We start from the raw sequence: 25,028 nt of genomic DNA on the forward strand, positions 1-25,028 counted from the left end.
GGTCAGCCGATCGGGAGGCTGTGGCTGAAATGCGAGCTGCCTTGATCTCCGTCGCCGATCGAACGTCAAAAACCGGTCGATAGCAGCCCATCCACTGCCGCGCGCCCTGGCTACGCAATCAGTTCCGCAGGCGGTCGATCGCCTGCGCCAGTGCCACGTACAGCTTGCCGATGTCCGACGACAGCAGCGTCACGCTGATCGCCGATCCGTCGCGCGCGCCGATCAACAGGCGCAGCATCGCCTCGAAGTCATGGATGAACTGATTGACCGCTGCGTGGAAACCATCGTCATTCTGGTAGAGGCGCAGAATTTCCTTGGTTTCGCTGTTGTCGAGCAGCTTCACCGCGCGCCGCGCGAAGATGCCGCGATCCCCCTTCAGATAGGCGTCCCACGCGGCGTCGCTGACCTCACTCGACATCACCTTGGTAATGTCGATCGCGCTCGATTTGAGCGCTTCGGTGAGGATGCCGACCTGTTTCGCGAGCGAGTCGCGATCCGATGCGGCAATGGCCTGCTCGGCTTCGGCCACGCGCTGTTCGACGCTGGCGCTGGTGTCCATGATCGTGATGAGCTGGCGCATGAGCCGATCGGCGGCGCCATTCGCCGCTTCCACCGCGCGCTGCGAGGCATCCTCGACCGCCTTGAGCTGCGCCGCCACTTCGGTCTTGAACGCCGCGTCGATGGCCTCGGTCGCGGTCGCCTGCATCGCATCGCGGGCATTCCCGACCAGTCGCTCGAGCGTCTGCCGCGCTTCGTCGGCTGCGGACTCGGCGGTGGTGCGAACTTCGGCAAGCGTCGCGATCATCCGCGCCCCGCCTTGGTCGGCGAAATCGTCCGCCCCGGCGCGCAGCCGGGCCAGGGCCGCATCGGCGTCGGCAAGCGCTGCGTTGACCCGATCGGTCAGCGCCTGTTGGCTTTCGCCATGCTCGGCCATCTTGGCTTCATTCGCCTGCAACGTCGATTTGACTGCGTTGACGTGTGACAAGGTCGATTGCGCGACGAGTTCGGAGGCTTCGAGCAGCGGCTTGATCTGCCCGAGCGCACCTTGGGTCGCCTTGCCGTGCGAGGCCATGCGGTCGAGCGCATGGGGCAGCGTTTCGTCGAGTTCGCGCGTCACCGCATCGAGCGCGAGCAACAGCGACTCGGCGTGGGTGATCAGCTGATGCGCCGAATTATTCCCCGTCTGCACATCGGCGATGAAGGCGCCGAGTTGTGCCTTGGTATCGTCGATCGCCCGGCCGATGACGCCGGTGCTGGCCGATACGCTGACATCGAGCACCTCGAGCTGCTGCCGCGTTTCGGTGACATGCGCCGTAATCCGCGCCGCGAGTTCCTCGCTCGCCGTGCCATGCGCCGCGAGCTGGTCGCCAAGCGCGGTGCCGGCTGCTTCTGCCGACGCAAGGCGTGCATCCATCTGGTCTGCGGCGGCATCGACCCGGTCGCGATATTGTTGCCAGGTGGTGTCGAGCCGCGCGCCCAGATTGTCGACCGTCGTCTGCAGCGTATCGCGGATCGAAGCCGAGGATTGGGTGATTTGCGCCAGCGCGACGCCATGCGCGTCGGTGACTTGCGACGCCGCGGCAATCAGCCCCGATTCGGTTTCCTGCGTCTGCTGTTGCAGCGCGCCGAGCGCTTCGTGGAGGCCCGCTGCGGCGGCTTCGCCGGTCCGCGCGGCCTTGGCCGCCTCTTCGCCGAGTTCGGCGAGCTTGGCTTCAAGATTCGCGCCCTGCTGATGTGCGACGAGCCCCGCTTCGCGGAAATTGACCGCGAGCCGCTGCGCCACATCGTCGATGCGCGGCAGCCCGGCGAGCAGGCCGTCCATGCGCTGCATCGCGACATCGCCCGATCGCGCGAGCTGGTCGTGGGCGTTGGCGATGACCGACGCATTGGTTGCGAGCTTGTCGCTGCTATCGTTGAGCCGGAGCACGGCATCGACGCCCAGCTGCTGAACATTGCGCGCCTGTTCCGAAAGCTGACGCTGAGCCTCGCCGAGTTTCTCGCCAAGCACCGCCATTGATTGCGCAAGCGCATCATTTTCATGGCGCAGCGCCGCGGCGAGGCGGGCAAAGCGCGCCTGTTCGGACCGGCTCGACCGAAGCAGCGCCATCCAGAGCAGAGTCAGCAAAGCGAGCGGCATCGACAGGGTCGCGACAAGCGCCGGCCATTGATCGAGCGCGACCGGACGCGCGAAACCCTTCGTCGCGGTAAACAGAGCGAACAGGCACCAGCCGAGGCCGATGATTACCAGCAGCGTCGGCAACAGCCGGTCGCGCCACGCGCCGCTCTCTGCATCGGGCATATCGTCGTCATCGGTCGCGAGCGGCGTCATATCGAGCCATTCGCGCTCGACCGGAACCTCGGCTTCGAGGGCGGGCGCGGCTTCGCTCGCCGGTGCATCGGTCTGCGCCGGCGTCTCATTCTCCGGGTTTGCCGCGGACTCCCGCCACAGACCGACGATTTTCTTTTCCCCCGTCATCGGGCCATCTTAGCATCAAATGCCCACCATGAAACGGAAACTTAACCATGGGCTGTCAAGGCTGTGGAATGTCGTTCGACAGCGGCCCTCTCGATCGCTTTCTCTCTTCGGCCATCGGCGACGATGCGGCGATGGCGACGGATCTGCGCGCCGTTTTTGCCGACAGCGCCCGCGAGCTTGCCGACCTGATGCGCCGGTCGCGCTGCGATGCCAACTGGCATATGGCGGCGCTGCGGCTCAAGAGCCTCGCCGCGACCTTCGGGGTCATCTCGCTGATCGAGCTTGCGGAAGGCGCGATGGCCGGGGTCCCGGGCGATCCGGCAGTGCTGCGCGATATCAACGCCGCCATCGACGCCATCGGCTGACCCGGTTTCGGGTTCAAACGCCGTTCAGGCGGCAACCTCCATTGGAAATATCGACTGTGCTCGTCTTGCCATGGCAACGCGACGGGGCTAGCCGCGTTGCTGAACGTGGCCGGACCTGTTCGTGCGGGAAACCGGCGGCTGATACAAAGGAGAGATTTCGATGTTCAAGCGTTTCCGCCAGACGTCCGCAACCGCCGTTGCCGCCGTCCTCGGCTGCGCCCTGATTGTCGCCGCGCCCGCCGTCGCGAAGGAAAAGCCGAAAAAGGAAGAAGAGCAGAAGGGCGCGCAGCTCAAGCCCAGCAAGGAATTCAGCCCTGCGCTCAAGAAGCTGACCGAGGCGGCGAAGGCCAAGGACATGGCGGCCCTCGAAGCCGCATTGGCCGAAGGGCAGGCGAGCGCGACGAGCCCCGACGACAAATATCTGGTATCTTTCTACGAACTTCAGCTCGGCATCGGCAAGAGCGACAAGGCGATCCAGGGCAAGGCGCTCGACGGGATGCTTGAATCGGGCCTGACGCCGCCGGAAAGCCTGGCCGCCTATAATTTCTTCTCGGGCAATTTCGCCTATGGCGACAAGGATTATGCGAAGGCCGTCAAGCGTCTGGAAGCCGCAAAGGCCGCCGGTTCGACCGAGCAGGCACTGCCGGTGCTGCTGATGGACAGCTATCTCAAGCTGAACCAGGTCGATCAGGGGCTTGCTGTTGCGAAGGACGCGATCGCCGCGGCGCGTGCCGCGGGCCGTGTGCCGTCGGAAGAACTTTATGTTCGCCCGGCAAGTGCCTTGCAGGCGGCGAAGCGCAACAGCGAACTGCTCGATATGCTGGCGATGCGCCTGCAGGACTATCCGCAGCCGGTGATCTGGCGGAACACGCTCTTCATCCTGCTGCAGCAGGAAGCGAGCGACAAGGTCATGAACCTCGACACGTTCCGCCTGATGCGCGCAACCAAGTCGATGACGCAGCGTCCCGAATATCTTGAATATGCCGCGCTGGCGACCGAGGCAGGCTATCCGAATGAAGCAGTGGCCGTGATCAAGGAAGGCCAGGCTGCGAACGTCATCCAGACGTCCGACGAGCGTTTCAACACGATCCTCGAATCGCAGGAACCGCGCGCCAAGGCCGACGCCGTCGCGCTCAAGGGCGACGCGGCCAAGCCTGCAACCGCAGCGAACCCCAAGCTGGCGCGCCAGACCGCCGACGGCCTTGTCGGCATCGGCGACTATGCGACCGCGATCTCGCTGTATGAAAAGGCGGCTGCCGGCGGCGACCCGCTTGCGCAATATCGCCTCGGCGTCGCGCAGGCTCTCGCTGGGCAGAAGGATGCGGCGATCGCCAGCTTCGCGAAGGTGCAGGGTGACCGGGCACGTCTCGCGAATCTGTCGACCATCCACCTGTCGGCAAAAGCGCCCGCTGCAGCCGCAGCAGCGGCTCCCGCCACCGCACCGGCGAACTGATCGGACATAAAAAGGGGCGCCCTCCCGCAAGGAGGGCGCCCCTTTTTGTGCGCGCCGCGATTATGGCTCGACCGGGATGCCAGCGAGTTGTTTGGCGGTGCGAATCGTAAGCGACGTCTTCACGCTCGTGACATTCGGTGCCGAGGTGAGATGCGCCGTCAGGAACGACTGAAAGCTCTGCAAGTCGCGCGCGACGACCTTCAGCAGGAAGTCGATTTCGCCGTTGAGCATGTAACATTCGCGCACTTCGGCCAGCCCGCCGACATAATCCTCGAACGCCTTGAGGTCGGATTCGGCCTGACTGCGCAGGCTGACCATCGCGAAGACGGTAATCCCGTAACCCAGCTTCGCGGCATCGAGATCGGCGTGATAGGATCGTATCACGCCCGACTCCTCCAGCGCGCGGACGCGGCGCAGGCACGGGGGAGCCGTCAGCCCCACCTGCTGTGCCAATTCCACGTTGGTTATGCGCCCGTTTTTCTGCAGCTCGTTGAGGATCTGCAAATCAATTTGATCGAACTTCTGGCTTGCCATCATTGAAACATCCGCTTTCCCCGATTGCCCTCACCATAATATTATTTCAGGCGATTGCAATTGTCCCACAATGTGACGTGGCGCCCTTACCCTCTTTCGTGAGCGATTGATTCACGCTAGCCGCTAAGCTTCCGCTAACCAACAAAACGGGAATGGGCTGGCCTCGCGTGACCGCTGACTCGATGATCGCGACCATCTTGCGGCAAGCGCCGGCGGACCGCCGTGCGAGCATCGCCGCGTGGCGCCAGCTCACCGATATTCTGGCGCAGCGCGGCAATCAACTGGATACGACCGATATACGTCGCGCCTTCCACGCGCTCGCGGTGCTGCGCCGCGATGTGCCTGAAAAGGTGCGGCGCGATTGCGCCGTTGCGGTGGCCCGCCACGGACGCTTTGCGCCGCTGGTCGCCTTTTATGCGAATGATGTGCCGGCGGTATCCGCAACGATGCTGCGCCGCGCTCGGCTGGCCGAAGCGGACTGGTTGGCGATGCTGCCGACGACCGCCGCCACCGCGCGCTCGATCCTCGCCGGGCGCAGCGATTTGCCCGTGAGCGTGCGCCGCGCACTGGACAGTTTGGGAGCGGGATCGGTCGCGCTGCCGCAACCCGCGATCGCGGCCGCCGACGCTTCGGCAGCGGATATCGTCGACGAGGCGCCTGCTAGCCAGATCAGCGAACTGGTTCGGCGAATTGACAAATATCAGTCGTCGCGCAGCAAGCCTGCTCCGGCAAGGCCGCGCACGAGCTTCCTGTTCGAAACCGGACCCGACGGCGTGATCCGCTGGGTCGACGGAATAACCCGCGGCGCGGCGATCGGTCTGTCGATCGCCGAGAGCGCCTTGGGCGGCGAGCCAGGGACCGATGGCGCCGCAGTGGGCGCGTTTCGCCAGCGTGCCGAAATCGTCAACGCCCGTATGATCCTTGAAGGGTCGGCAGCTGACGCCGGCGAATGGCGCTTTTCGGCATTGCCCTGGTTCGATCCCGCGACCGGCCAGTTTTGCGGCTATCGCGGCACCGCTCGGCGGCCGCAGCACAATGAATTGCCTTATGGCCGCCCGGAATCGAGCGATTCGGGCGACTCTATCCGGCAGTTGATCCATGAACTGCGCAGCCCGCTCAATGCGATCTCGGGCTTTGCCCAGATTATTTCGGGACAGATGTTCGGTCCGGTCAGCGGCGCCTATCGCAAGATGGCCGATTCGATCATCGCCGACGCGGGCGCGGTTCAGGACATCATCGACGATCTTGAGGTCGCGGCACGTTCGACAGGCGTCGTTGAGACGAAGGCGAGCGACGAGGTCGCCGACCTTGCGACGGTGATGGCGCAGATCGAAGGCGACCTGGCGCCGCTGCTCGCCGACCAGCGGATCGACCTCAGCATTTCGCGCGTCGGCGGTCCCTTTCTGGCTCATGCCGACGATGCCAATTCGCGGCGGATGGTTGGTCGTCTGCTCACCGCACTCGTCGATATTTGCGAAGCCGGTACGACGCTTGTCGGGCAGCTGGTTGCGGAGGCCGGTCCCGATGACATGCTGCAACTGCGCATCGTGCGTCCCGCCGCGATCCGCTTCGCATCGGCGGCCGATCTGCTCGATCCGGGCTTCAGCCCCGAAGGCGAGGCGCCCGGGGCTGCGATCCTCAGCCTCGGCTTCTCGTTGCGACTGGTTGACAGCCTGGCGCGCGGCGCCGGGGGACGACTCGATATCGGTCATAATGCCTTGACCTTGTATCTTCCCTCGGCCAACCCAAGGGCCGACACCGAACTCGGTGCCCAACACGGCGAATAGCCGAACCGCATAGGGGCGGGGTAAAGGGGAATAAGGTGGGTTCTGCGGCCAATATTCAGGCCTATCCTCCGGAATCCGGTCAAATTGCACTCAAGGACGGTGAGGCGCCGCGCTTTTGGGTGACGATCGATACCGAGGAAGATTTTGACTGGAACGGACCATTTTCGCGGACCGATTTCCGGCTCGATTCGGTCCCCGCGCTGTCCGCCTGCCAATCCTATTTCGAACGGGCCGGGGTGCGTCCCATCTATCTCGTCGACTGGCCGATCGTGCAGGACGACCGGGCGGTCGCCATTCTAGCACCGGCGCTGGCGTCAGGCCGCTGCGACATCGGCGCCCAACTCCATCCCTGGGTCACGCCGCCGTTCGACGAGGCGGTGAATGACCGCAACAGCTACACCGGGAATCTCCCCGAAACACTGCAGCGCGCCAAGATGCAGACGCTCCGCGACGGCATCCGCGACCGGTTCGGCGCCGCGCCGCTCGCCTATCGTGCGGGGCGCTACGGGCTGGGACGCAGCAGCGCGGCGATGCTGGCGGACCTCGGCTTTCGGCTCGACACCTCGGTCCGGTCGGGCTTCGACTATCGTCCCGGCCATGGTCCCGACTATCGCTGCGCGCCGCTGCGGCCCTGGTGGGTGGGGCAGGGGAGCGATGCCATTCTGGAAGTCCCCGTCACAACCGTCTTCGGGGGCGCGCTCGGCCGCCTTGGTCCGCCGGTCTATCACCGGGTGGCGCGCGATGGGCTGCGCGCCGGCGCCGCGCTCGCGCGCCTGGGGCTCGTCGAACGCATCGCGCTGACGCCCGAAGGCATTCCCGCCGACAAGGCGTGCCGCGCGATCGACATCGCGATCGAGCAAAGCCTGCCCATTCTCAACTTTTCGTTCCACTCGCCCTCGCTGCAACCGGGCAACACGCCCTATGTGCGCAGCGACGCGGACCTCGATCTCTTCTACCGCTGGTGGGACGTGGTGCTCGACCATCTGGCGCGGCGCGGCATCGTCGCAATCGACACCGACGGCATATTGGCAATGGCGACGCGCTCGGCTATCGCCCGCTGATCCCTCTCGGGGGCCTGTAGCTCAATGGTTAGAGCTGGCCGCTCATAACGGCTAGGTTGCGGGTTCGAGTCCTGCCGGGCCCACCATTTTCCTTGCAAATTGCAACCGGTCGCTGTCCATTGGGCCGAGTTGAAAGGGAGAGGGACATGGCAAGCAAGAAGACGATCCTGCTCGGCGGGCTGGCGGTCATCGTGGCGGTCGGGGCTGTCGTGGGCGTGCGAACCGCGACCTTTGCGCCCAAGGACATCGCCGACGGCAGCGACGTGACGCTCGCGCCCGCGCCTACGTACGACCTGCAGGCCGCCGTCCGGCACCTCAGCGAAGCGGCCCAGATTCCGACCATCTCGCATCAGGATGCCGCCGACAACGACGGGGCGCAGTGGGACCGGCTGCACGGCTGGCTCGCGGCGAGCTATCCGGCGGCCCATGCGGCGATGACCCGCACCATCCTGCCGAACAAGACGTTGATCTACCAATGGCAGGGCAGCGATCCCGCCGCGGCGCCGATCATCGTCATGGCGCATCAGGATGTCGTGCCGGTGACCCCGGGGACCGAGAAGGACTGGAAATATCCGCCCTTCGCCGGGACGATTGCCGATAACGCGGTATGGGGCCGCGGCACCGTCGACGACAAGGGATCGCTCGTCGGTCTTTTCGAGGCGCTTGATGCGCTGGCGGTGCAGGGTTTCAAGCCGAAGCGCAGCATCTACCTCGTCTCCGGCCACGACGAGGAAGCGGGTGGATCGGGTGCGATCGCCGCCGCCGCACAGCTCAAGGCGAAGGGCGTCAAGGCGATCTTCACTATCGACGAAGGCAGCATCGTGCTCACCGACACGCCGGTCATCAACGGCCCGGCCATCCTGATCGGCGTCGGTGAAAAGGGCTATGGCACGCTGAAGGTCACGGCCAATGCCCCCGGTGGGCATAGCTCGATGCCGCCGGCCGAAACCGGGGTCGAAACGCTGGCCAAGGCGATTCTCGACATCACCGGCGATCCCTTTCCGATGGAAGTGCGCGGCCCCGGCGCCTCGATGATCGAAGTGCTCGCCGCGAAGAAAGGCGGCGTTACCAAGATGGCGGTCGCCAACCAGTGGCTGTTCGGGCCGATACTCAAGCGCCAGCTTGACGGCTCGCCGTCGACCGCGGCGGCGTTTCACACCACGATCGCGCCGACGATGCTCGAGGGCAGTCCCAAGGAGAACGTACTGCCGCAATCGGCCAATGCGCTCATCAACTATCGCATCGCGCCGTGGAACCGGTCGTCGGACATCATGGCGCGCGCGAAGGCCGCAGTGGGCGATGCCAAGGTCGATCTCGCCTGGGTCAAGCCGCCGCGCGAACCGTCGCGCATCTCTTCGTCAACGTCGCAGGGCTGGAAATGGATCGCTGCAGCGGCACGCGCCGACGCGCCCGAGGCGGTGCTCAGTCCGATGCTCGTCGTCGGCGGCACCGACAGCCGCAGCATGGAGGGCGTGTCCGAGGACGTCTATCGCTTCATGCCGATGCACTTCACGCTGAAGGAATCGGCAATGATCCACGGCACCAACGAGCATATGGCCGTCGACAGCTTCAAACGCATGATCGATTTCTATGCGCGGTTGATCGCGACGTCAGCGGGATAGACTTGCGCCCCAAGCCTGTCTAAGGCGCCTTCCACGGTCGGGGAGTAGCGCAGCCCGGTAGCGCGCCTGCTTTGGGAGCAGGATGTCGCAGGTTCGAATCCTGTCTCCCCGACCAATGCTTCACCGCAGCGCCCCCTCTGGCTGCGCGCGGCCATGCTTAACCCGCTGCTAAACAATCCTCTCTATTCTTGTGGGTCGAGATAGGGACCAGATATCGAGATGACCGGCGGCAGTCTGAAGAAACTGTTCGCGGCGCTGGCGGCGCTGTTTGCGGCGCTGTGCGCTGCAAGTCCCGCAATGGCGGCCAATTGCTATTACGCGACCGCTCAGGGATCGACCGGGCCTGCCGATTGGCAGACCTATTGCTGGCTCGACTTTACCGGTTACAGCGAAACGACGGCGCGATCGGCGTCCGGACAGAATTTTTCCTTCACCCTGTCCGACGGCACGGTGATGAGCTTCAATCTCAAGGTGTCGGGGGCGGCGATGACCGCCGCTACATCGCCGTCCTGGTCGGGCAGTGCGGTCGGCAATACGGCTTTTCTTGGCATCGCCGGGCGTCCGATCATGTATCAGACCGCGGCCGGGACAACGACCATCGCGATCAGCAGCATCGCGCTGACGCCGCCCGCAGCCGGGACGATCAGCGCCTATATGTTTGTCGCCGCCGACGGCGAGTCGAGCAACGAAGGCGAATCGCTGCGATTCCAGACCAATGGCGGCAATTGGCAGGAGCTCGATCGCGCCGGGCCGATCAGCGGCAGCACCTATCCGACGACGACCGGGACGGGAACGAACAGCTTCACCGAAACGGGCGCTGCGGGGACCGTCGGCGCCTATATCATGGGGTCGACATCGCCGACGTCGGTAACGACGACTTTGGTGGGCGGGGGGCTGCAAGGCGCGATGTTCGCGGTGCGCTTCGCCTCGATCCGGCTGAACACGCAGATTTCGGGCGCACGCGCCAACCCGGCCGACCAGTTCACCTTTTCGGTCAACACGACGGGAACGGGATCGACGCTGGCAACGGGGACGTCGAGCGGCACCGGCCTCGGTCCCTTTACCTCGGCCGCGCTGTCGAGCTCGGCGGCGATCCCGCTGACATTGAACCAGACGATGGCCGCCGGCAGCGTCAACAGCCTGTCGCATTATCGCTCGGCGCTGACCTGCACCAATACGGCAACCGGTTCGAGCACGCCGCTGCCGACGAATGTCGTCACCACCGCCTATAATTTCGGATCGCTCCAGTTCGGCGATGCGGTGCAATGCACCTTTACCGAGACGCCTTATCCGCATCTGACATTGACCAAGGCTCTGGCAGCGTCCGGCCGTCAGTTCAGCGGCGACCAGTTCACCCTGACGATCGCGCAGGGTGCCACGGTGGTCGGCACCACCACCACGACGGGCAGCGGGGCGACCGTGTCGAATGGTTCGACGCCGCAGGTGCAGCTCAGCGCCGGCACGGCGTACAGCCTGTCGGAAGCGGCCGCAGGGACGACGACGCTGGGCCAGTATACGGCGACGATGAGCTGCACCAATGCGGCGACCTCTTCGACGGTCCTGCCGACAGCCGCGGGCGGCAGTGTGACGCCGCAAATGGGCGATGTGATCGCTTGCGTCATCACCAATACCAAGCGCGGATCGAACGCCACGCTGGCAATCGCCAAAAGTTCGACGCTGGTATCGGACCCCGTGAACGGCACGACGAACCCGAAGGCGATACCGGGGGCGGTCGTGCGGTACAGCTTCACGGTTCAGAACAGCGGACCGACCGCGACCGACAGCAACAGCGTGTTCATCGTCGACAGCTTGCCGGCGCAGATCAGCGTCGGGACCGCGGCATCGCCGGTCTTCACCCAGGGATCGCCGACGAGCGCGCTGACCTTCAGCGCCGCGAGCGATATCCGCTATTCCAATGCTGCAACCGCGCCGGCCAGCTTTGCCGCCTGCACCTATTCGCCGGTCACCACCTACGACCCCGCGGTCCGCTATGTCTGCCTGCGGCCGCAGGGCAGCATGGCGGGATCGACCGGCACGCCTACCAGCTTCACGCTGAGCATCGAGGGCCGGATCAACTGATCCGCGGCGTGCGCTCAGGCTGACGAAGGCAAAAGGCATCGCGCAAAGAAAAAGGCGGCCTTCCCGAAGGAAGACCGCCCTTTGTTTCGGTCATTGCCCCGAAGGGCTGTGACTTACTTCTTTTCTTCTGCCGTGGCAGCGGTCGCAGCCGAGTCAGCAGCGGCAGCGGCGGTGTCAGCAGCCATAGCAGCCGTGTCGGCAGCAGCAGCAGCCGAGTCAGCAGCCATAGCGGCGGTGTCCGCACCAGCTTCAGCGGCGGTGTCAGCAGCCGGAGCTTCGGTGGTCGCTTCTTCAGCAGCCTTTTCACCGCAAGCGGCGAGGGCGAACATGCTGGCAGCAACAGCGATAGCAGCAAACTTCTTCATGATGTGTGGGCTCCCTAAAATGCCATTCCGCGCTGGGGAAACTTTCCCGTCCCGCGAGCGGCGGGATTTAGACGTTCCGTACCAATCGTCAACAAAAATAATTGAGATGGCAGGCGCGCCCTGTTCTGATTACCCCGCGCTGTCCGTCATGGTAGCTCGGCATCGGCGCTATTTGCAAGCAGCCCGATCGTTACCGTCCAGGCGACCACATTTTGGCGGATTTGCGCGGGATCCACCTTGTCGAACGTGTCATCGGGCGTGTGGTGAATATCGAAATAGCGTGTCCCATCTTGTTGCAGGTCGATGGTCGGCACCCCCGACTCGATCAGGGCGCCGACATCGGCGCCGCCACCCGCAGGCTGCTTTCCGCGGGTGATTCCATAAGGCGCGAGTGCCGCGGCGATCCGGTCGGCAAGCCCGGCCGCGCTATCGGGAAGCTTGAAATCGACGCGCCAGACGCGGTCGGCTCCGAAATCCGACTCCATGGCAACCGCGTGGCGTTCCTTGCCGTGGGCATCGAAATAGGCCTTGCCCCCGAACACGCCGACTTCTTCGGCACCGGCCCACAGGATGCGGATCGTCCGCCGCGGCTGCCCCGCGGCCATGATATGCTTCGCCGCGGCCGTTATGATGCCGCAGCCCGCCGCATCGTCGATCGCGCCGGTGCCGAGATCCCAGCTGTCGAGATGGCAGGCGATGATGACCGGGCTTGCCTTGGGATCGCTGCCGGGGACTTCGGCGATGACATTGCCCGACGGCTGGTCGCCCAGTGTTTTCGGGGTCAGCAACAGTTTCAGCCGCAGCGGCTTGCCGTGCTGCCACTGCCGGACGAGCAGGTCGGCGTCGGGATTGGAGATGGCACCCGCGGGGATCGGCGTGACACCGGCTTCGAAATTGGTCACGCCGGTATGCGGATTGCGATGGCTGTCGGTGCCGATCGATCGGATGACGATGGCGATGGCGCCCTTTTTGGCGGCCGCGTTTGGCCCGACGAAGCGCCCGCGTCCGAAATAGCCATAGCCGCTGCCGTCCTGCGCCGCCTTCATCTGGTTGTCGATGAAGACGATCTTGCCTTTGACCGCGGCATCGGGCGCGGCCTTCAGCGCGTCGAAGCTCGGGAAATAGGCGATGTCGCCCTCGATGCCGTCGGCTCCGGTCGAGCCGCTGTTGCCCAGCGCGGCGATCGCGAGCTTCTGGGGGTGGAACGGTCCGGTGAGTTCGGCCGTCTCGGCGCCGCGGACCCAGACCGGCATGGTATAGGCTTCTTCACGAACATTGGCGAAGCCCATTGAACGCAGCCGTTCGACCGCCCATTTACGGGCCGCGGCCTCGGCTTCGGTCCCCGCCATGCGCGGTCCGATCTCGGTCGTAAGGTCTTCGGTGATCTTGAGTGCCGGGTCTTCACCCGTTTGCGCCATCTCGACGGCGCTCGGCGCGGCAAGGGCGGCGGTGGACAAAAGACAGGCGGCGAGGCCGGTCAGGCGGGCGATGGTGCGGCGATGTGTCATGCCTCTGTCCTAACCAGCCAATACGCCCTGCCGCAAGCGTCGATTGCCAAGCGCGCGCCCATTCGCTAACCGGCCCGCGACCTCATTCTCTTCCCGCCGCGCGCTGCGCGGCTAGCCAGTTTCGGAGCATTTCATGGCCGCCCAATATAGTTTCGTGATGAAGGGTCTGACCAAGACCTATCCCGGCGCGCAAAAGCCGGTGCTCAACGGCATCAATTTGCAATTCTATTCGGATGCGAAGATCGGCATCGTCGGGCCCAACGGCACCGGCAAGTCGACGCTGATGAAAGTCATGGCGGGCATCGATACCGATTTCACCGGCGAAGCGTGGCCGGGCGAGGGGATTACCCTCGGCTATCTGGCGCAGGAGCCCGAACTCGATCCGACGAAGACGGTGAAGGAAAATGTCATGGACGGCGTCCGCCCCGTCGCCGACATGCTCGATCGCTTCAACGAGATCAGCGCGCTGATGGCCGATCCGCCCGAGGACGCCGATTTCGACGCGCTGATGACCGAAATGGGCGAGTTGCAGGAAAAGATCGACGCGGTCGACGGCTGGACGCTCGACAACCAGCTTGAAATCGCGATGGAAGCGCTGCGTTGTCCGCCGGGCGACTGGGGCGTCGAAAGCCTGTCGGGCGGTGAAAAGCGCCGTATTGCGCTGACGCGCCTGCTGCTCGAAAAGCCATCGATCCTGCTGCTCGACGAACCGACCAACCACCTCGACGCCGAAAGCGTGGCCTGGCTCGAAAAGCATCTCGTTGATTATCCGGGCAACGTCATCCTCGTCACCCACGATCGCTACTTCCTCGACAATGTCGTGAACTGGATCCTCGAACTCGATCGCGGTCGCTATTTCCCCTATGAGGGCAATTATTCGACCTATCTGGAAAAGAAGGCGAAGCGCCTCGAACAGGAATCGCGCGAGGAAGCGGGCCGCCAGAAGGCGATCCGGGACGAACTCGAATGGATCCGGCAGTCGCCCAAGGCGCGCCAGGCCAAGTCCAAGGCACGTATCAAGAGCTTCGACCAGCTCGTTGAAGCGCAGGAAAACCGCACCCCCGGCAAGGCGCAGATCGTCATTCAGGTGCCCGAACGTCTGGGCGGCAAGGTGATCGAGGTTCACAATGTCTCCAAGGCCTATGGCGACAAGCTATTGTTCGAAGATCTGTCCTTCACCCTGCCGCCGGGCGGCATCGTCGGCGTCATCGGGCCGAACGGCGCGGGTAAGTCGACGCTGTTCAAGCTCATCACGGGTCAGGAAACCCCCGACAGCGGCGAGGTCGTGATCGGCGACACCGTGCGCCTTGGCTATGTCGACCAGAGCCGCGATGCGCTCGACCCCAATAAGAATGTCTGGGAAGAAATCTCGGGCGGGCACGAACTGATGACGATCGGCAAGCATCAGATGCAGACCCGCGCCTATGTCGGCGCCTTCAACTTCAAGGGCGGCGACCAGCAGAAGAAGGTCGGCATGCTGTCGGGCGGCGAACGCAACCGCGTTCATATGGCCAAGATGCTGAAGGAGGGCGGCAACGTCCTTCTGCTCGACGAACCGACCAACGACCTCGACACCGAAACGCTCGCGGCGCTCGAAGAAGCGCTCGAAAATTTCGCCGGCTGCGCCGTGGTCATCAGCCACGACCGCTTCTTCCTCGACCGTCTGGCGACCCATATCCTGGCGTTCGAGGGCAACAGCCACGTCGAATGGTTCGAAGGCAATTTCGAAGCCTATGAGGAGGACAAGATCCGCCGCCTCGGCGACGAAGCGACGCGCCCGCACGCGACGACCTACAAGAAGCTGTCACGCTAAAAATCGTGGCGGGGGAGGCGCCCATCTCGGCGAGCGCGATCCGCATGGATGCGGACGCGCTCAACGCCTTCATGGCCGAAGCCTTCCCCCACTCCGAACCGGGGTCGCGTGGCCATGTCGTTGCGGCCGCGCCGGGCCATATCCAGGCGCGCATCGACCCCAACAACAAGGCGCTGCGCCCCGGCGGGCTTATATCCGGCCCGACACAGATGGGCTTTGCCGATATGGCCGCCTACGCCCTCGTCCTCGCGCATATCGGCCCCGTCGCGATGGCGGTGACGAGCGCGCTCAACTATCAGTTCCTGCGCCCGTGCCGACCGGGCCCGGTCATGGCTGACGCCTATATGCTGCGCCTCGGCAAGCGGCTCGCGGTGATGGATGTCCGCGTGTGGACCGACGATCCCGACAAGCCGGTCGGACAGGCGAACGTGACCTACGCTATTCCCTAGGCGGGTGTATATCCAGGCGAATGGCCGGTTACGACCGAACTCCGTCATTCAAAATGACTGGGGCGATTCCCGTTTGCGGACATTCGCCCGTTGGATAAAAGCGAGAAATGACAGAGCACACCTCCTCCCGGTTTGGCCGTTTTGTCGAAAAAATCGCGAGCAGGATCGCCGTTATCGGGGCGATCTGTATTTCTGTGGCGCTTGCCTCAGTGCCATTAGGATTAGAGTATAGCATACCGCTCTACATGGCTGCGGGGGCGATGTTTCTCATCGCTCAGCTTTTCATTGTGCGGTGGATGTTTGGTAAGGGGATGAGATCGACCAAGGATTTAGGGTTCGGGTCGAACAGGCAGGCCCTAAAATATGGACTATTCATGCAAGGGCTGGATTGGCGTCTTTCTGCGGTCGCCGTTTACGGGCTGCTTGCTTCTCTTGTCCTTGGCTTTCTTGGCATAGGACAATTCGTATCTGGAGCGATGCTGCTTTCATTTGCAACTTTTGGGGCAGTTGCCCAAGCTATGCCGCTCAACCGCTTTTGGCCAGCGGACGCCAAAACCTGACAGTCCGCTAACCACCCCAAAGCCGCCACCCGGCGCCCGGAATTTAGCCCTCCGATGGCGTAGCCGACGCTTTCTGCTTCGTCGGCATCATCCGCTTCGACAACCCATGATAGAGGCGGGTGGGGCAGACCTGCGCGCTCGTCCAGTCGGCGATCAGCGCCGTCGCGAACAGCGACAGGATCACGCCGCGCGCGGCGGTCGCTTCAATCAGGATGATGACGGCGGTCAGCGGCGCGCGCACCACCCCGACGAAATAGGCGACCATGCCCATCATCACCACCGCGCCGGTCGGGCTATCCGGAAAGGCAGGCGTCAACAGGTTGCCGAACCCGGCGCCCACCGCGAGCGAAGGCGCGAAAATGCCGCCCGGCGCGCCGCTGAGCGTCGAGGCGAGTGCGGTCGCAAACTTGGCGGGAAAGAACCACAGCTTGCCGTGGTTGCCTTCGACCAGGAATTTGGTGACGTCATAGCCGGTGCCCCAGGTCGCGCCGCCTGTTGCGATGCTGACCCCCGCAACCACGAGGCCGCAAACGGCTGCGAAAAGGATCGGGCGCGCCGCCGCCTTGCGCGCCCAGTCGGCAGAACGGTCGCTCGCCGCCAGCACGATCCGCGCAAAGAGCCCGCCGGCCAGGCCGCCGCCGATCCCCGCGATCGGCGCGATCAACAGAACGTCGGCCACGGGCAGCGTTTCGCGCATCGCGCCGAAATAGACATAGTCGCCCGCGACCGACAGGCTGACCAGACCGGCGATCATCACCGCCCCCATCGTCAGCACCGCGACGCGCTGTTCATAGGCGGATGCAAGTTCCTCGATCGCGAAAGCGATCCCGGCGAGCGGCGTGTTGAAGGCTGCGGCAACCCCCGCGGCACCGCCGGCGATGAACACCCCGGCGGAAATGCGGACCTTGAGCAGCCGGTGCATCGCGACCATGATCGCCGCGCTGACCTGAACCGTCGGCCCCTCACGCCCGACCGATCCGCCCGCGGCGAGCGTCGTCAGCGTCAGCGCAAGCTTGGCGAAGGCGGTCTTGAGCGACACCAGCGGGCCGTCGGCGGCCTGATCGGGATAGCGACCCGCCGCGATGATCTGCGGAATGCCCGAACCGCGTGCGTCGGGGACATAGCGGTTGGTCAGCCAAACGATCAGCGCGAATACCGACGGCGTGATGAGCAGCGGCAACCACCAGGCGATCGCCGATATCTGAAAGATCAGCCGTTGAACCTTGTCGCCCGCCGCCGCGAAGGCGAGGGCGACGAAGCCGAGGAGCAGCGCCCCGCCCACCATCGCGACGCGCCGCCGGATATCGACGACCTCGCTGCGCGCGCGCCGGCCGGCGCGCAACTGCCACAGACGCATCCAGCGCGGCAGGTTGGGCTTGGAGAGCATGGCGCGCCTGTTGGACCCCCGCGCGGGGGAGCGCAACCCCTGCCGGTGTCAGGCGGGCGAAAATTCTCCAGTTTTTTCATCGAGAATGTGGAGCACCCCGTCGCTGATCGCGAAAAAGGCGCCGCGCAGCCGCAACGTCCCGCGCTTTTCCTTCTCCTCGATGCACGGAAAAGTGCGCAGATTGTCGAGGCTGACCTTCACGCCCGCCATCTCCATCGCACGGCCCGCGACGCGATTGTCATAGTCGGGGTGTGCCGCGCGCACGTCGGCACTCGCATCGTCGAGCAGCGCGATCCAGTCGGCAATGAAGCCGCCACGGCCCGGTTCGGCACCCTCCATCGTCCGGTGCAGCGCCGCGTGGCAGCCGCCGCACAGCCCGTGGCCCATCACGACGATTTCCTCGACCTTCAGAAACTGCACCGCAAATTCGAGCGCGGCCGACACGCCGTGACGGCCCGGCGTCGTTTCAAAGGGCGGAACGAGCGCGGCGACATTGCGCACGACGAATATCTCGCCCGGATTGGTGTCGAATATCTGCGACGGTTCGACGCGGCTGTCCGAACAGGCGATCACCATCACCTTCGGCGATTGGCCCTCGGCCAACTCATCCCACCGGTCGCGCTGTTGCTGCCAGCCGGTGGCGCGGAAACGGCGATAGCCGTCGATCAGTTCTGCAAAGCGAGTCATGGCGCGCGCTTTAGCACAGGATGGACGGTTGAGAAGATGCGCGCGTGCGCCTATGTGGGCGCCATGAACGCTCCGCTGCAAAAACCGTCCGATCGCGCCCGCAAACCGGACTGGATCCGCGTCAAGGCGCCGACCAGCCCGGGCTATGCCGAAACACGCAAGCTGATGCGCGATCTCAATCTGCATACGGTGTGCGAGGAAGCGGCCTGCCCGAACATCGGCGAATGCTGGACCAAGAAGCACGCGACGGTGATGATCCTTGGCGACACCTGCACGCGCGCCTGCGCCTTCTGCAACGTCAAGACCGGCATGCCGCGCCCCGTCGACCTGCTCGAGCCCGAACATACGGCGGCGGCGGCGGCAAAAATGGGGCTGACCCATATCGTCATCACCTCGGTCGACCGCGACGATTTGCCCGATGGCGGCGCCAGCCAGTTCGTCAAGGTGATCGAGGCGCTGCGCCGCGAAACGCCGCAGACGACGATCGAGATTCTGACCCCCGATTTCCGCAACAAGCCCGACGATGCCGTCGCCGCGATCGTCGATGCGCGGCCCGACGTCTACAACCACAATCTGGAGACGGTTCCGCGGCTCTACCCGACGATCCGGCCGGGTGCGCGCTATTATGCGTCGCTGCGCCTCCTCGAAAGCGTCAAGCGGCGCGATCCGTCGATCTTCACCAAGTCGGGCATCATGCTCGGGCTCGGCGAGGAACGGATGGAGGTGCATCAGGTGATGGACGACATGCGCAGCGCCGACATCGACTTCATGACGATGGGCCAATATCTCCAGCCGACGCCCAAGCATACGAAGGTAATCGACTTCGTGACGCCGCAGGCGTTCGATGCCTATGCGCAGATCGCCCGTGCCAAGGGTTTCCTGCAGGTCGCCTCGTCGCCGCTGACCCGGTCGAGCTATCATGCGGGCGACGATTTCGCGAAGATGCGCGCGGCGCGCGAAGCCCAGCTCGCGCGCGCCAAGGCGGACTGACGCCGCATTGCCGAGACATCACGAAACGCGCGATCTGCCCTATAGCGCCGAACAGATGTTCGCGCTCGTGACCGATGTCGCGCGCTATCCCGAATTTCTGCCGTGGGTGGTTGCGCTGCGTGTCCGCGCCGACAGCGAGCGCGAGGCGGTGGCCGACATGATCGTCGGCTTCAAGGGATTGCGCGAAAGCTTTTCATGCCGCGTCCACAAGCGCGCGCCCGACAAGGTGGTCGTCGATTATATCGATGGCCCGATGCGCCACCTCAACAATGAATGGCATTTCACGCCGCTCGACGGCGGCGGGTGCAAAGTCGACTTCATGGTCGATTTCTCGTTCCGCAGCCGCGTCTTCGAGGCGCTGGCCGGGCAGATGTTCGACAAGGCGCTCCGCAAGATGATTGCGGCGTTCGAAACGCGCGCCGATGCGCTTTACGGCGCGGGAAGCGTGACATCCTCCGACGGGCGCAGCGCGTCCTTGTCTGGCTGAAGCAGGTCGAGCGCGAACATCGTCGCGTGATGACGGATCGTCGCGCGATCGGTCGAATCGAATTGCACCCGCTGGGTGAAATAATCATCGGGGTCCTGGCCGCGCAGAGCACGCGCGAAGACGACGATGCCCACCGGCTTCTTGTCGGACCCGCCGCCGGGGCCGGCGATGCCGGTAATCGACACCGCGACATCGGCATCGCTGTTCGCCAGCACGCCCGCGGCCATCGCCCAGGCGGTCGCCAGCGATACCTCACCAAAGGTTTCCAGAATTTCGCTGCTGACGTCGAGCTGGCGTTTCTTGGCGTCGGCCGAATAGGTGATGAAGCCGGCGCTGAAGACATCGGAACTACCGGGGATGTCGGTCAGCGCCACCGACACCATGCCGCCGGTGCAGCTTTCGGCGATGGCGACCCGGCGCCCCGCCGCGCGATTGGCGGCAAGAACGGACGTGGCGGCTTCTTCGCGCGCGGTCTGGCGCGTTTCGACGGCGGACGGCAAGGTTCAATTCTCCGGAAGTTCTAAAGTCGCGATGGCCTGTGCGGCGATCCCTTCGCGGCGGCCCGTAAAGCCGAGCCGCTCGGTGGTTGTTGCCTTCACACTAATGGTTTCAATCGAAATCGCAAGAATTTCGGACAGGCGCGCGCGGATCGCGGCGCGGTGCGGGCCGATTTTCGGCGCTTCGGCGATGATCGTCAGATCGACATGGGCGATCCGTCCGCCCCGCGCCGCGACCCGTTCGGCGGCAAAGGCCAGGAAGCGCCATGACGCCGCGCCGCGCCATCGTGGATCGCTCGGCGGGAAATGGTCGCCGATATCGCCATCGGCGAGCGCGCCGAGGATCGCGTCGGTCAGCGCATGGAGTGCGACGTCGGCATCACTATGCCCTTCAAGCCCATGACTATGCGCGATTTCAATCCCGCCGATCCACAGCGGCTTGTCGGGAACAAGGCGGTGAACGTCATAACCCATGCCGACGGCGGTACGCATCGCGGTTTTGCCTCCTTCGAGCAGGGCGGACAGAATGACGAGATCGTCGGCATAGGTCAATTTGTGCAGCCGCGCGTCGCCCGGAACCGTTGCCACAGCATGACCGAGCCGGCGGACGAGTTGCGCATCGTCGGTCGCCGCCTCGTCGCCGGCACCCGCGTGAGCACGGCGCAGCGTACCGAGCCGGAAGGCCTGCGGCGTCTGGACGCGCGCGAGTCGGCTGCGGTCGGTGACGTCACCCGCCACCCCGTCAACCTCGGTTATCAGCGTATCGGGAACGGGCAGCGTCGGCGTCGCCGCGACAGCCCCCTCCGCAACGGCGGCGAGCAGCCGGTCGATTACCGCCGCCGAAACGCCGGGGCGCGCCGTATCATGGACGAGGAGGATCGCATCGTCGCTCCAGTCGGCCAGTGCGCCCAGCGCATTCGCGACCGACTGCTGGCGTTCGATGCCCGGCGCAGCGGTCGTCCAGCCGGCGGGCAGGGGGCCTGCCGCCGCCACGACGTCATCATCGCCGACGAGCACACCTGCACCGATGGCCGGGTGCGCGGCGAACGCATCGAGGCTCCAGTGCAGCACGGATTTGCCGCCGATCGGGACAAGCTGTTTGGGACGCCCAAAGCCCGCGCGCGCGCCGACGCCGCCTGCGAGCAGCACGACAGCGACGGAGCCGGACGGCAGGGGCGCGGAGTCGGTCATGACGCGCGCCGGTTAGCGCAGCCGCGGCTTGCGGAAAAGCGCCTTAGCGTGTAGTGGCTGCACAAAATTTAGGCAATTCAACGAAAGCTCCCCGTTATGGCGCCGCTCCGGCCCATCCAGATCGGCAATATTACCATCGCGGATCCCGTGATCCTCGCGCCGATGACAGGCGTCACTGATCTGCCGTTCCGCAAGATCGTCCGCTATTACGGCTCGGGGCTCAACGTCACGGAGATGATCGCGAGCCAGGCCGCGATCCGTGAGACGCGGCAATCGATCCAGAAAGCTGCCTGGGATCCGGTCGAGGAACCCGTGTCGATGCAGCTTGTCGGCTGCACGCCTTATGAAATGGGCGAGGCCGCGAAGCTCAATGAAGAGCGCGGCGCCGCGATCATCGACATCAACATGGGCTGTCCCGTGCGCAAGGTCACCAACGGCGATGCCGGATCGGCGCTGATGCGCGATCTCAAGCTGGCTGCGGCGCTGATCGAAGCCTGCGTCAAGGCGGTCAGCGTGCCGGTGACGGTCAAGATGCGCATGGGCTGGGACCATGACAGCCTCAACGCCCCCGAACTCGCGCATATCGCAGAGGGTCTCGGCGCGAAACTGGTTACCGTCCACGGCCGCACACGCAACCAGATGTATCGCGGCAGCGCCGACTGGGCCTTCGTGCGCCGGGTCAAGGATGCAGTATCGATCCCGGTGATCGTCAATGGCGACATCTGTTCGGTCGACGATGCGCGCTCCGCGCTCGATCAGAGCGGCGCCGATGGCGTGATGATCGGCCGCGGCGCCTATGGCCGGCCGTGGTTGCTGGGGCAGGTGATGGCGGCGCTGCGCGGCGAGGGCGAGCGCCCCGACCCTGGCATCGATGAACAATATGACGTCATTACATCGCATTATCGGGCGATGATCGACCATTATGGCGAAATGACCGGCGTCAATATGGCGCGCAAGCATCTCGGCTGGTATGTAAAGGGGCTCCACGGTTCGGCGGAATTCCGCAACCGCGTCAACCAGATCCCCGACAGCAAGGGCGTACTCGATGCGCTCGAGGAATTTTACGCGCCCTATCTGAGCAAGGCGGCTGCGTGAGCGCGTTGACGTCGAGCATCCCGACGTTCGACCATGACGAAATCATCCAGTCGCATCCGGTCGCGACGCTGCTGATCGACCGCGGGGCCGTCGTCCTGTTTGTCAACGCGGCCGCCGAACAGCTTTGCAATATCAGCCGGTCGGCGATGGTCGGGCGCGTCGTCTATGACGTCATCGGCATGGACCGCGGCTATCGTCAGCGCATGAACGATCCCGACACCTCGGCATTGTTCGCCCATCGCGCCGAAATCCGCATCGGCGGCGGCAAGTCGATCTTCGTCGATATGCAGATGGTGCCCTATGGCAGCAACGGCCACCGCATCCTCGCGCTCGTTCCGTCGCAAAGCGAAGCCGAACTGATGGGCGGCGCGATCGGACGGTCGGGCCGTGCGGCGGGGGCCGCCGCTTCCATGCTGGCGCACGAAATCAAGAACCCGCTCGCCGGGATCAAGGGCGCCGCGCAGCTGCTTGCGCGCAAGACCGACGCGAGCGGCGAGCGCTTCACGACGCTGATCTGCGCCGAGGTCGACCGGATCACGACGCTGATCGACCAGATGGAGCATTTTTCGCGCGGGCAGCCAATCGCCTGCGCGCCGATCAACCTCTATCAGCCGATCCATCAGGCGCTGGAGGCGGTGCGCGCGCGGCAATTGCCGGGGGTGCGCTTTTCGGAGGATTTCGACCCGTCGCTGCCGATGGTGCAGGGCAACCATGACGCCATGGTCCAGATATTGCTGAACCTCGTCACCAACGCCGGCGAGGCGCTCGGCGGGCGTGACGATGGCGTCATCCGCATCGCCACGGCCTATCGCCACGGCCTGTCGATCGACAATGGCGACGGCCGCGGCCGCATCGCGTTGCCGATCGAGGTCAGCGTCAGCGACAATGGTCCCGGTGTGCCCGCCGACATTCGCGACGACCTCTTCGATCCGTTCGTGACGACGAAGCGCGAGGGCAGGGGACTCGGTCTCGCGCTCGTCGCGAAGCTCGCGCGCGACATGGGCGGCACCGTCCAGCATGTCCGCGATGGCGAGTGGACGCGCTTTCGCGTCAATCTGCCCGCCGCGCAGTCCTCGGCGCGCAAGGAGCCGCGGCCATGACCACCGACAAGACGATCCTGCTGGTCGAGGACGATCCCGCGATCTCGCTCATCATCCGCGAGACGCTGGGCGACGAATGCGCGCTGTTCGCCGCGGTCGGCAGCATCGCCGAGCGCAACGCCTGGCTCGCCGATCATCGCCCCGACCTCATCATCACCGACGTCGTCCTGCCCGACGGCGACGGCATCGATTCGCTGCCCGGCGCGGGCGTGGCGCCCGAAACACCGGTGATCGTCCTCTCGGCGCAGAACACGCTCGACACCGCGGTCCGCGCGCAGGGGATCGGCAGCTACGACTATCTGCCCAAGCCTTTCGATCTCGAGGAGCTGACCGCCAGCGTCCGCGCCGCCCTGGCGCGGGGCCGGCAACCGCTCGCCAAGGTCGATGCGGCCGAAACCGACAGCCACGGGCTGATCGGCCGGGCGCCCGCCATGCAGGCGGTATATCGCACCATCGCGCGGCTCGCCTCGAACGACCTTGCGGTCCTGATCCTCGGCGAATCGGGGACGGGCAAGGAGGTCGTCGCGCGCGCGATCCATGCGACGGGCCTGCGCCGCAATGGTCCCTTCGTCGCGATCAACATGGCCGCGATCCCGCGCGAACTGATCGAGGCCGAATTGTTCGGCCACGAAAAGGGCGCCTTCACCGGCGCGCACAGCCGCAGCGCCGGGCGGTTCGAACAGGCGTCGGGCGGCACCCTGTTCCTCGACGAAATCGGCGACATGCCGCTCGAGGCACAGACGCGGCTGCTGCGCGTCCTGCAAACCAACGAATATTCGACCGTCGGCGGCAGTCAGGCGCTGAAAGCCGATGTCCGCGTCGTCGCCGCGACCCACCGCGAGATGCGCAGCCTCGTCGCCGAGGGGCGCTTCCGCGAAGATCTTTTCTATCGCCTCAACGTCATTCCGGTCAGCCTGCCGCCGCTGCGCGACCGGCGCAGCGACATCGCCGCGCTCGTCCGCCATTTCGTCGATACCGGGCGCCAGTCGGGGCTGCCCGACCGCGAATTCGCGCCCGAGGCGATGCAGTTGCTCGAACGCCACGACTGGCCGGGCAATGTTCGCGAACTCGGCAATGTCGTCCAGCGCCTCGCCATTCTGGCGCGCGACACCGTCGTCACCGCCCGCGATGTCGAGACGGTGCTGCGCGAAAGCGGCGGCATGGCGCCCGCCTTCACCGCGCCGGCGGACCTGATCGCGCACGCGGTCGACGATTGGGCGCGCGAACGGCTGGCGGGTACCGACGGCGACGGCGCCATCCACAGCGACCTCGAAGCCATCGTCGAAGCCGCGTTGTTCCGCCGCGTGCTGCGCGAAGTGCGCGGCAACCAGCTCGAGGCAGCCCGACGGCTCGGGATCAACCGCAACACGCTGCGTAAGCGATTGGGGCAACTCGACATCGATCCCGCGCATCCCTAGGCGCCGCATCGCACGCGCTCCCGTTGACCGGAAAAGCACACTTATCGGCGCGCCGGCGCATATTGTGTGTTTTCTATGCAACAGGATTGTCGTATCGCAGCCAC

At 65.0% G+C, this 25,028-nt stretch carries 22 protein-coding genes and 2 tRNA genes; 16 read left to right on the forward strand and 8 right to left on the reverse strand.

Annotation, left to right across the window (positions count from 1 at the left end):
• Positions 1-118: 118 nt before the first annotated feature.
• Positions 119-2,476, reverse strand: a complete 2,358-nt coding sequence (locus STE01S_RS03630; protein WP_062764948.1) for a coiled-coil domain-containing protein — start codon at positions 2,474-2,476, stop codon at positions 119-121.
• A 68-nt stretch (positions 2,477-2,544) separates the two neighbouring features.
• On the opposite strand from STE01S_RS03630, the gene STE01S_RS03635 reads away from it, so the two are divergent.
• Both STE01S_RS03635 and STE01S_RS03640 read left to right on the forward strand, forming a co-directional pair.
• The gene (locus STE01S_RS03635; RefSeq protein ID WP_062764950.1) at positions 2,545-2,841 is read left to right on the forward strand and encodes a hypothetical protein; all 297 of its coding nucleotides are present in this window, start codon (positions 2,545-2,547) and stop codon (positions 2,839-2,841) included.
• A 160-nt stretch (positions 2,842-3,001) separates the two neighbouring features.
• Positions 3,002-4,294 carry an SEL1-like repeat protein gene (locus STE01S_RS03640; RefSeq protein WP_062764951.1) on the forward strand — a complete coding sequence of 431 codons (1,293 nt, stop codon included), beginning with the start codon at positions 3,002-3,004 and terminating at the stop codon, positions 4,292-4,294.
• 60 nt (positions 4,295-4,354) lie between these two features.
• On the opposite strand, the gene STE01S_RS03645 is transcribed toward STE01S_RS03640, so the two are convergent.
• Positions 4,355-4,828 carry an Lrp/AsnC family transcriptional regulator gene (locus tag STE01S_RS03645; RefSeq protein ID WP_003051752.1) on the reverse strand — a complete coding sequence of 158 codons (474 nt, stop codon included), beginning with the start codon at positions 4,826-4,828 and terminating at the stop codon, positions 4,355-4,357.
• Positions 4,829-4,980: 152 nt separating this feature from the next.
• On the opposite strand from STE01S_RS03645, the gene STE01S_RS03650 reads away from it, so the two are divergent.
• From STE01S_RS03650 to STE01S_RS03675, 6 genes are all read left to right on the forward strand, one after another.
• Positions 4,981-6,615 carry a sensor histidine kinase gene (locus STE01S_RS03650; RefSeq protein ID WP_062764952.1) on the forward strand — a complete coding sequence of 545 codons (1,635 nt, stop codon included), beginning with the start codon at positions 4,981-4,983 and terminating at the stop codon, positions 6,613-6,615.
• Positions 6,616-6,734: 119 nt separating this feature from the next.
• Complete coding sequence (locus STE01S_RS03655; RefSeq protein WP_255265870.1) at positions 6,735-7,676, forward strand: polysaccharide deacetylase family protein; 942 nt, start codon at positions 6,735-6,737, stop codon at positions 7,674-7,676.
• Between the two features lie 10 nt (positions 7,677-7,686).
• Positions 7,687-7,762 (forward strand) — tRNA-Ile (locus STE01S_RS03660).
• A 60-nt stretch (positions 7,763-7,822) separates the two neighbouring features.
• The gene (locus STE01S_RS03665) at positions 7,823-9,298 is read left to right on the forward strand and encodes a M20 family peptidase (protein ID WP_062764954.1); all 1,476 of its coding nucleotides are present in this window, start codon (positions 7,823-7,825) and stop codon (positions 9,296-9,298) included.
• Between the two features lie 38 nt (positions 9,299-9,336).
• Positions 9,337-9,413, forward strand: a tRNA-Pro gene (locus STE01S_RS03670).
• A gap of 104 nt (positions 9,414-9,517) precedes the next feature.
• The gene (locus STE01S_RS03675) at positions 9,518-11,377 is read left to right on the forward strand and encodes a CshA/CshB family fibrillar adhesin-related protein (RefSeq protein WP_062764957.1); all 1,860 of its coding nucleotides are present in this window, start codon (positions 9,518-9,520) and stop codon (positions 11,375-11,377) included.
• Between the two features lie 113 nt (positions 11,378-11,490).
• On the opposite strand, the gene STE01S_RS03680 is transcribed toward STE01S_RS03675, so the two are convergent.
• Together STE01S_RS03680 and STE01S_RS03685 are read right to left on the reverse strand one after the other, a co-directional pair.
• Entirely contained in the window at positions 11,491-11,742 is a 252-nt protein-coding gene (locus STE01S_RS03680; RefSeq protein WP_003051737.1) for a hypothetical protein, read from the reverse strand.
• A 146-nt stretch (positions 11,743-11,888) separates the two neighbouring features.
• Positions 11,889-13,250, reverse strand: coding sequence for a M28 family peptidase (locus STE01S_RS03685; RefSeq protein ID WP_062764959.1), 1,362 nt, complete (start codon positions 13,248-13,250; stop codon positions 11,889-11,891).
• A gap of 133 nt (positions 13,251-13,383) precedes the next feature.
• Here STE01S_RS03685 and ettA point away from each other — a divergent pair, with 133 nt between their 5' ends.
• The 3 genes from ettA to STE01S_RS03700 all read left to right on the forward strand — a co-directional run bounded on the left by ettA (position 13,384) and on the right by STE01S_RS03700 (position 16,072).
• A complete protein-coding gene (ettA, locus tag STE01S_RS03690; protein WP_003051732.1) occupies positions 13,384-15,063 on the forward strand; it encodes an energy-dependent translational throttle protein EttA in 1,680 nt (559 codons plus the stop codon).
• A 5-nt stretch (positions 15,064-15,068) separates the two neighbouring features.
• Entirely contained in the window at positions 15,069-15,512 is a 444-nt protein-coding gene (locus tag STE01S_RS03695; RefSeq protein WP_082813207.1) for a PaaI family thioesterase, read from the forward strand.
• A 107-nt stretch (positions 15,513-15,619) separates the two neighbouring features.
• Positions 15,620-16,072, forward strand: a complete 453-nt coding sequence (locus STE01S_RS03700) for a hypothetical protein (RefSeq protein WP_062764965.1) — start codon at positions 15,620-15,622, stop codon at positions 16,070-16,072.
• 43 nt (positions 16,073-16,115) lie between these two features.
• On the opposite strand, the gene STE01S_RS03705 is transcribed toward STE01S_RS03700, so the two are convergent.
• Together STE01S_RS03705 and STE01S_RS03710 are read right to left on the reverse strand one after the other, a co-directional pair.
• Positions 16,116-17,459: a chloride channel protein gene (locus STE01S_RS03705; protein WP_062764967.1), complete on the reverse strand. Its 1,344-nt coding sequence runs from the start codon at positions 17,457-17,459 to the stop codon at positions 16,116-16,118.
• Positions 17,460-17,507: 48 nt separating this feature from the next.
• Positions 17,508-18,146: a carbonic anhydrase gene (locus STE01S_RS03710; RefSeq protein ID WP_062764970.1), complete on the reverse strand. Its 639-nt coding sequence runs from the start codon at positions 18,144-18,146 to the stop codon at positions 17,508-17,510.
• A 36-nt stretch (positions 18,147-18,182) separates the two neighbouring features.
• Between STE01S_RS03710 and lipA the strand changes: the two genes are divergently transcribed.
• Together lipA and STE01S_RS03720 are read left to right on the forward strand one after the other, a co-directional pair.
• Entirely contained in the window at positions 18,183-19,136 is a 954-nt protein-coding gene (lipA, locus tag STE01S_RS03715; protein ID WP_062764973.1) for a lipoyl synthase, read from the forward strand.
• A 7-nt stretch (positions 19,137-19,143) separates the two neighbouring features.
• A complete protein-coding gene (locus STE01S_RS03720) occupies positions 19,144-19,623 on the forward strand; it encodes a type II toxin-antitoxin system RatA family toxin (RefSeq protein WP_062764976.1) in 480 nt (159 codons plus the stop codon).
• Here the strand turns inward: STE01S_RS03720 and STE01S_RS03725 are convergent.
• A complete protein-coding gene (locus STE01S_RS03725) occupies positions 19,566-20,123 on the reverse strand; it encodes a CinA family protein (RefSeq protein WP_040590758.1) in 558 nt (185 codons plus the stop codon). The two genes, STE01S_RS03720 and STE01S_RS03725, sit on opposite strands and share 58 nt — an antisense overlap.
• A gap of 3 nt (positions 20,124-20,126) precedes the next feature.
• Entirely contained in the window at positions 20,127-21,311 is a 1,185-nt protein-coding gene (ispF, locus tag STE01S_RS03730; protein ID WP_062764979.1) for a 2-C-methyl-D-erythritol 2,4-cyclodiphosphate synthase, read from the reverse strand.
• A 96-nt stretch (positions 21,312-21,407) separates the two neighbouring features.
• On the opposite strand from ispF, the gene dusB reads away from it, so the two are divergent.
• From dusB to STE01S_RS03745, 3 genes are read left to right on the forward strand one after another with little or no spacing between them, the layout of a single operon-like run.
• A complete protein-coding gene (gene dusB / locus STE01S_RS03735; protein ID WP_062764981.1) occupies positions 21,408-22,406 on the forward strand; it encodes a tRNA dihydrouridine synthase DusB in 999 nt (332 codons plus the stop codon).
• Entirely contained in the window at positions 22,403-23,506 is a 1,104-nt protein-coding gene (locus STE01S_RS03740; RefSeq protein WP_062764984.1) for a two-component system sensor histidine kinase NtrB, read from the forward strand. Before dusB ends, STE01S_RS03740 begins: the two co-directional genes overlap by 4 nt.
• Positions 23,503-24,924 (forward strand): sigma 54-interacting transcriptional regulator, encoded by a 1,422-nt coding sequence (locus tag STE01S_RS03745; RefSeq protein WP_062764987.1) that lies wholly within the window; start codon positions 23,503-23,505, stop codon positions 24,922-24,924. The genes STE01S_RS03740 and STE01S_RS03745 overlap by 4 nt, the downstream gene beginning before the upstream one ends.
• Positions 24,925-25,028 lie beyond the last annotated feature (104 nt).

The organism is Sphingopyxis terrae subsp. terrae NBRC 15098, assembly GCF_001598815.1.
GTDB classification, from domain to species: domain Bacteria; phylum Pseudomonadota; class Alphaproteobacteria; order Sphingomonadales; family Sphingomonadaceae; genus Sphingopyxis; species Sphingopyxis terrae.

Bases quoted from the DNA above. Each gene is read 5' to 3' on its own strand.
- STE01S_RS03630 (WP_062764948.1), bottom strand. From the start codon at position 2,476: ATGACGGGGGAAAAGAAAATCGTCGGTCTGTGGCGGGAGTCCGCGGCA.
- STE01S_RS03635 (WP_062764950.1), top strand. From the start codon at position 2,545: ATGTCGTTCGACAGCGGCCCTCTCGATCGCTTTCTCTCTTCGGCCATC.
- STE01S_RS03640 (WP_062764951.1), top strand. From the start codon at position 3,002: ATGTTCAAGCGTTTCCGCCAGACGTCCGCAACCGCCGTTGCCGCCGTC.
- STE01S_RS03645 (WP_003051752.1), bottom strand. From the start codon at position 4,828: ATGGCAAGCCAGAAGTTCGATCAAATTGATTTGCAGATCCTCAACGAG.
- STE01S_RS03650 (WP_062764952.1), top strand. From the start codon at position 4,981: ATGGGCTGGCCTCGCGTGACCGCTGACTCGATGATCGCGACCATCTTG.
- STE01S_RS03665 (WP_062764954.1), top strand. From the start codon at position 7,823: ATGGCAAGCAAGAAGACGATCCTGCTCGGCGGGCTGGCGGTCATCGTG.
- STE01S_RS03675 (WP_062764957.1), top strand. From the start codon at position 9,518: ATGACCGGCGGCAGTCTGAAGAAACTGTTCGCGGCGCTGGCGGCGCTG.
- STE01S_RS03680 (WP_003051737.1), bottom strand. From the start codon at position 11,742: ATGAAGAAGTTTGCTGCTATCGCTGTTGCTGCCAGCATGTTCGCCCTC.
- STE01S_RS03685 (WP_062764959.1), bottom strand. From the start codon at position 13,250: ATGACACATCGCCGCACCATCGCCCGCCTGACCGGCCTCGCCGCCTGT.
- ettA (WP_003051732.1), top strand. From the start codon at position 13,384: ATGGCCGCCCAATATAGTTTCGTGATGAAGGGTCTGACCAAGACCTAT.
- STE01S_RS03700 (WP_062764965.1), top strand. From the start codon at position 15,620: ATGACAGAGCACACCTCCTCCCGGTTTGGCCGTTTTGTCGAAAAAATC.
- STE01S_RS03705 (WP_062764967.1), bottom strand. From the start codon at position 17,459: ATGCTCTCCAAGCCCAACCTGCCGCGCTGGATGCGTCTGTGGCAGTTG.
- STE01S_RS03710 (WP_062764970.1), bottom strand. From the start codon at position 18,146: ATGACTCGCTTTGCAGAACTGATCGACGGCTATCGCCGTTTCCGCGCC.
- lipA (WP_062764973.1), top strand. From the start codon at position 18,183: ATGCGCGCGTGCGCCTATGTGGGCGCCATGAACGCTCCGCTGCAAAAA.
- ispF (WP_062764979.1), bottom strand. From the start codon at position 21,311: ATGACCGACTCCGCGCCCCTGCCGTCCGGCTCCGTCGCTGTCGTGCTG.
- dusB (WP_062764981.1), top strand. From the start codon at position 21,408: ATGGCGCCGCTCCGGCCCATCCAGATCGGCAATATTACCATCGCGGAT.
- STE01S_RS03745 (WP_062764987.1), top strand. From the start codon at position 23,503: ATGACCACCGACAAGACGATCCTGCTGGTCGAGGACGATCCCGCGATC.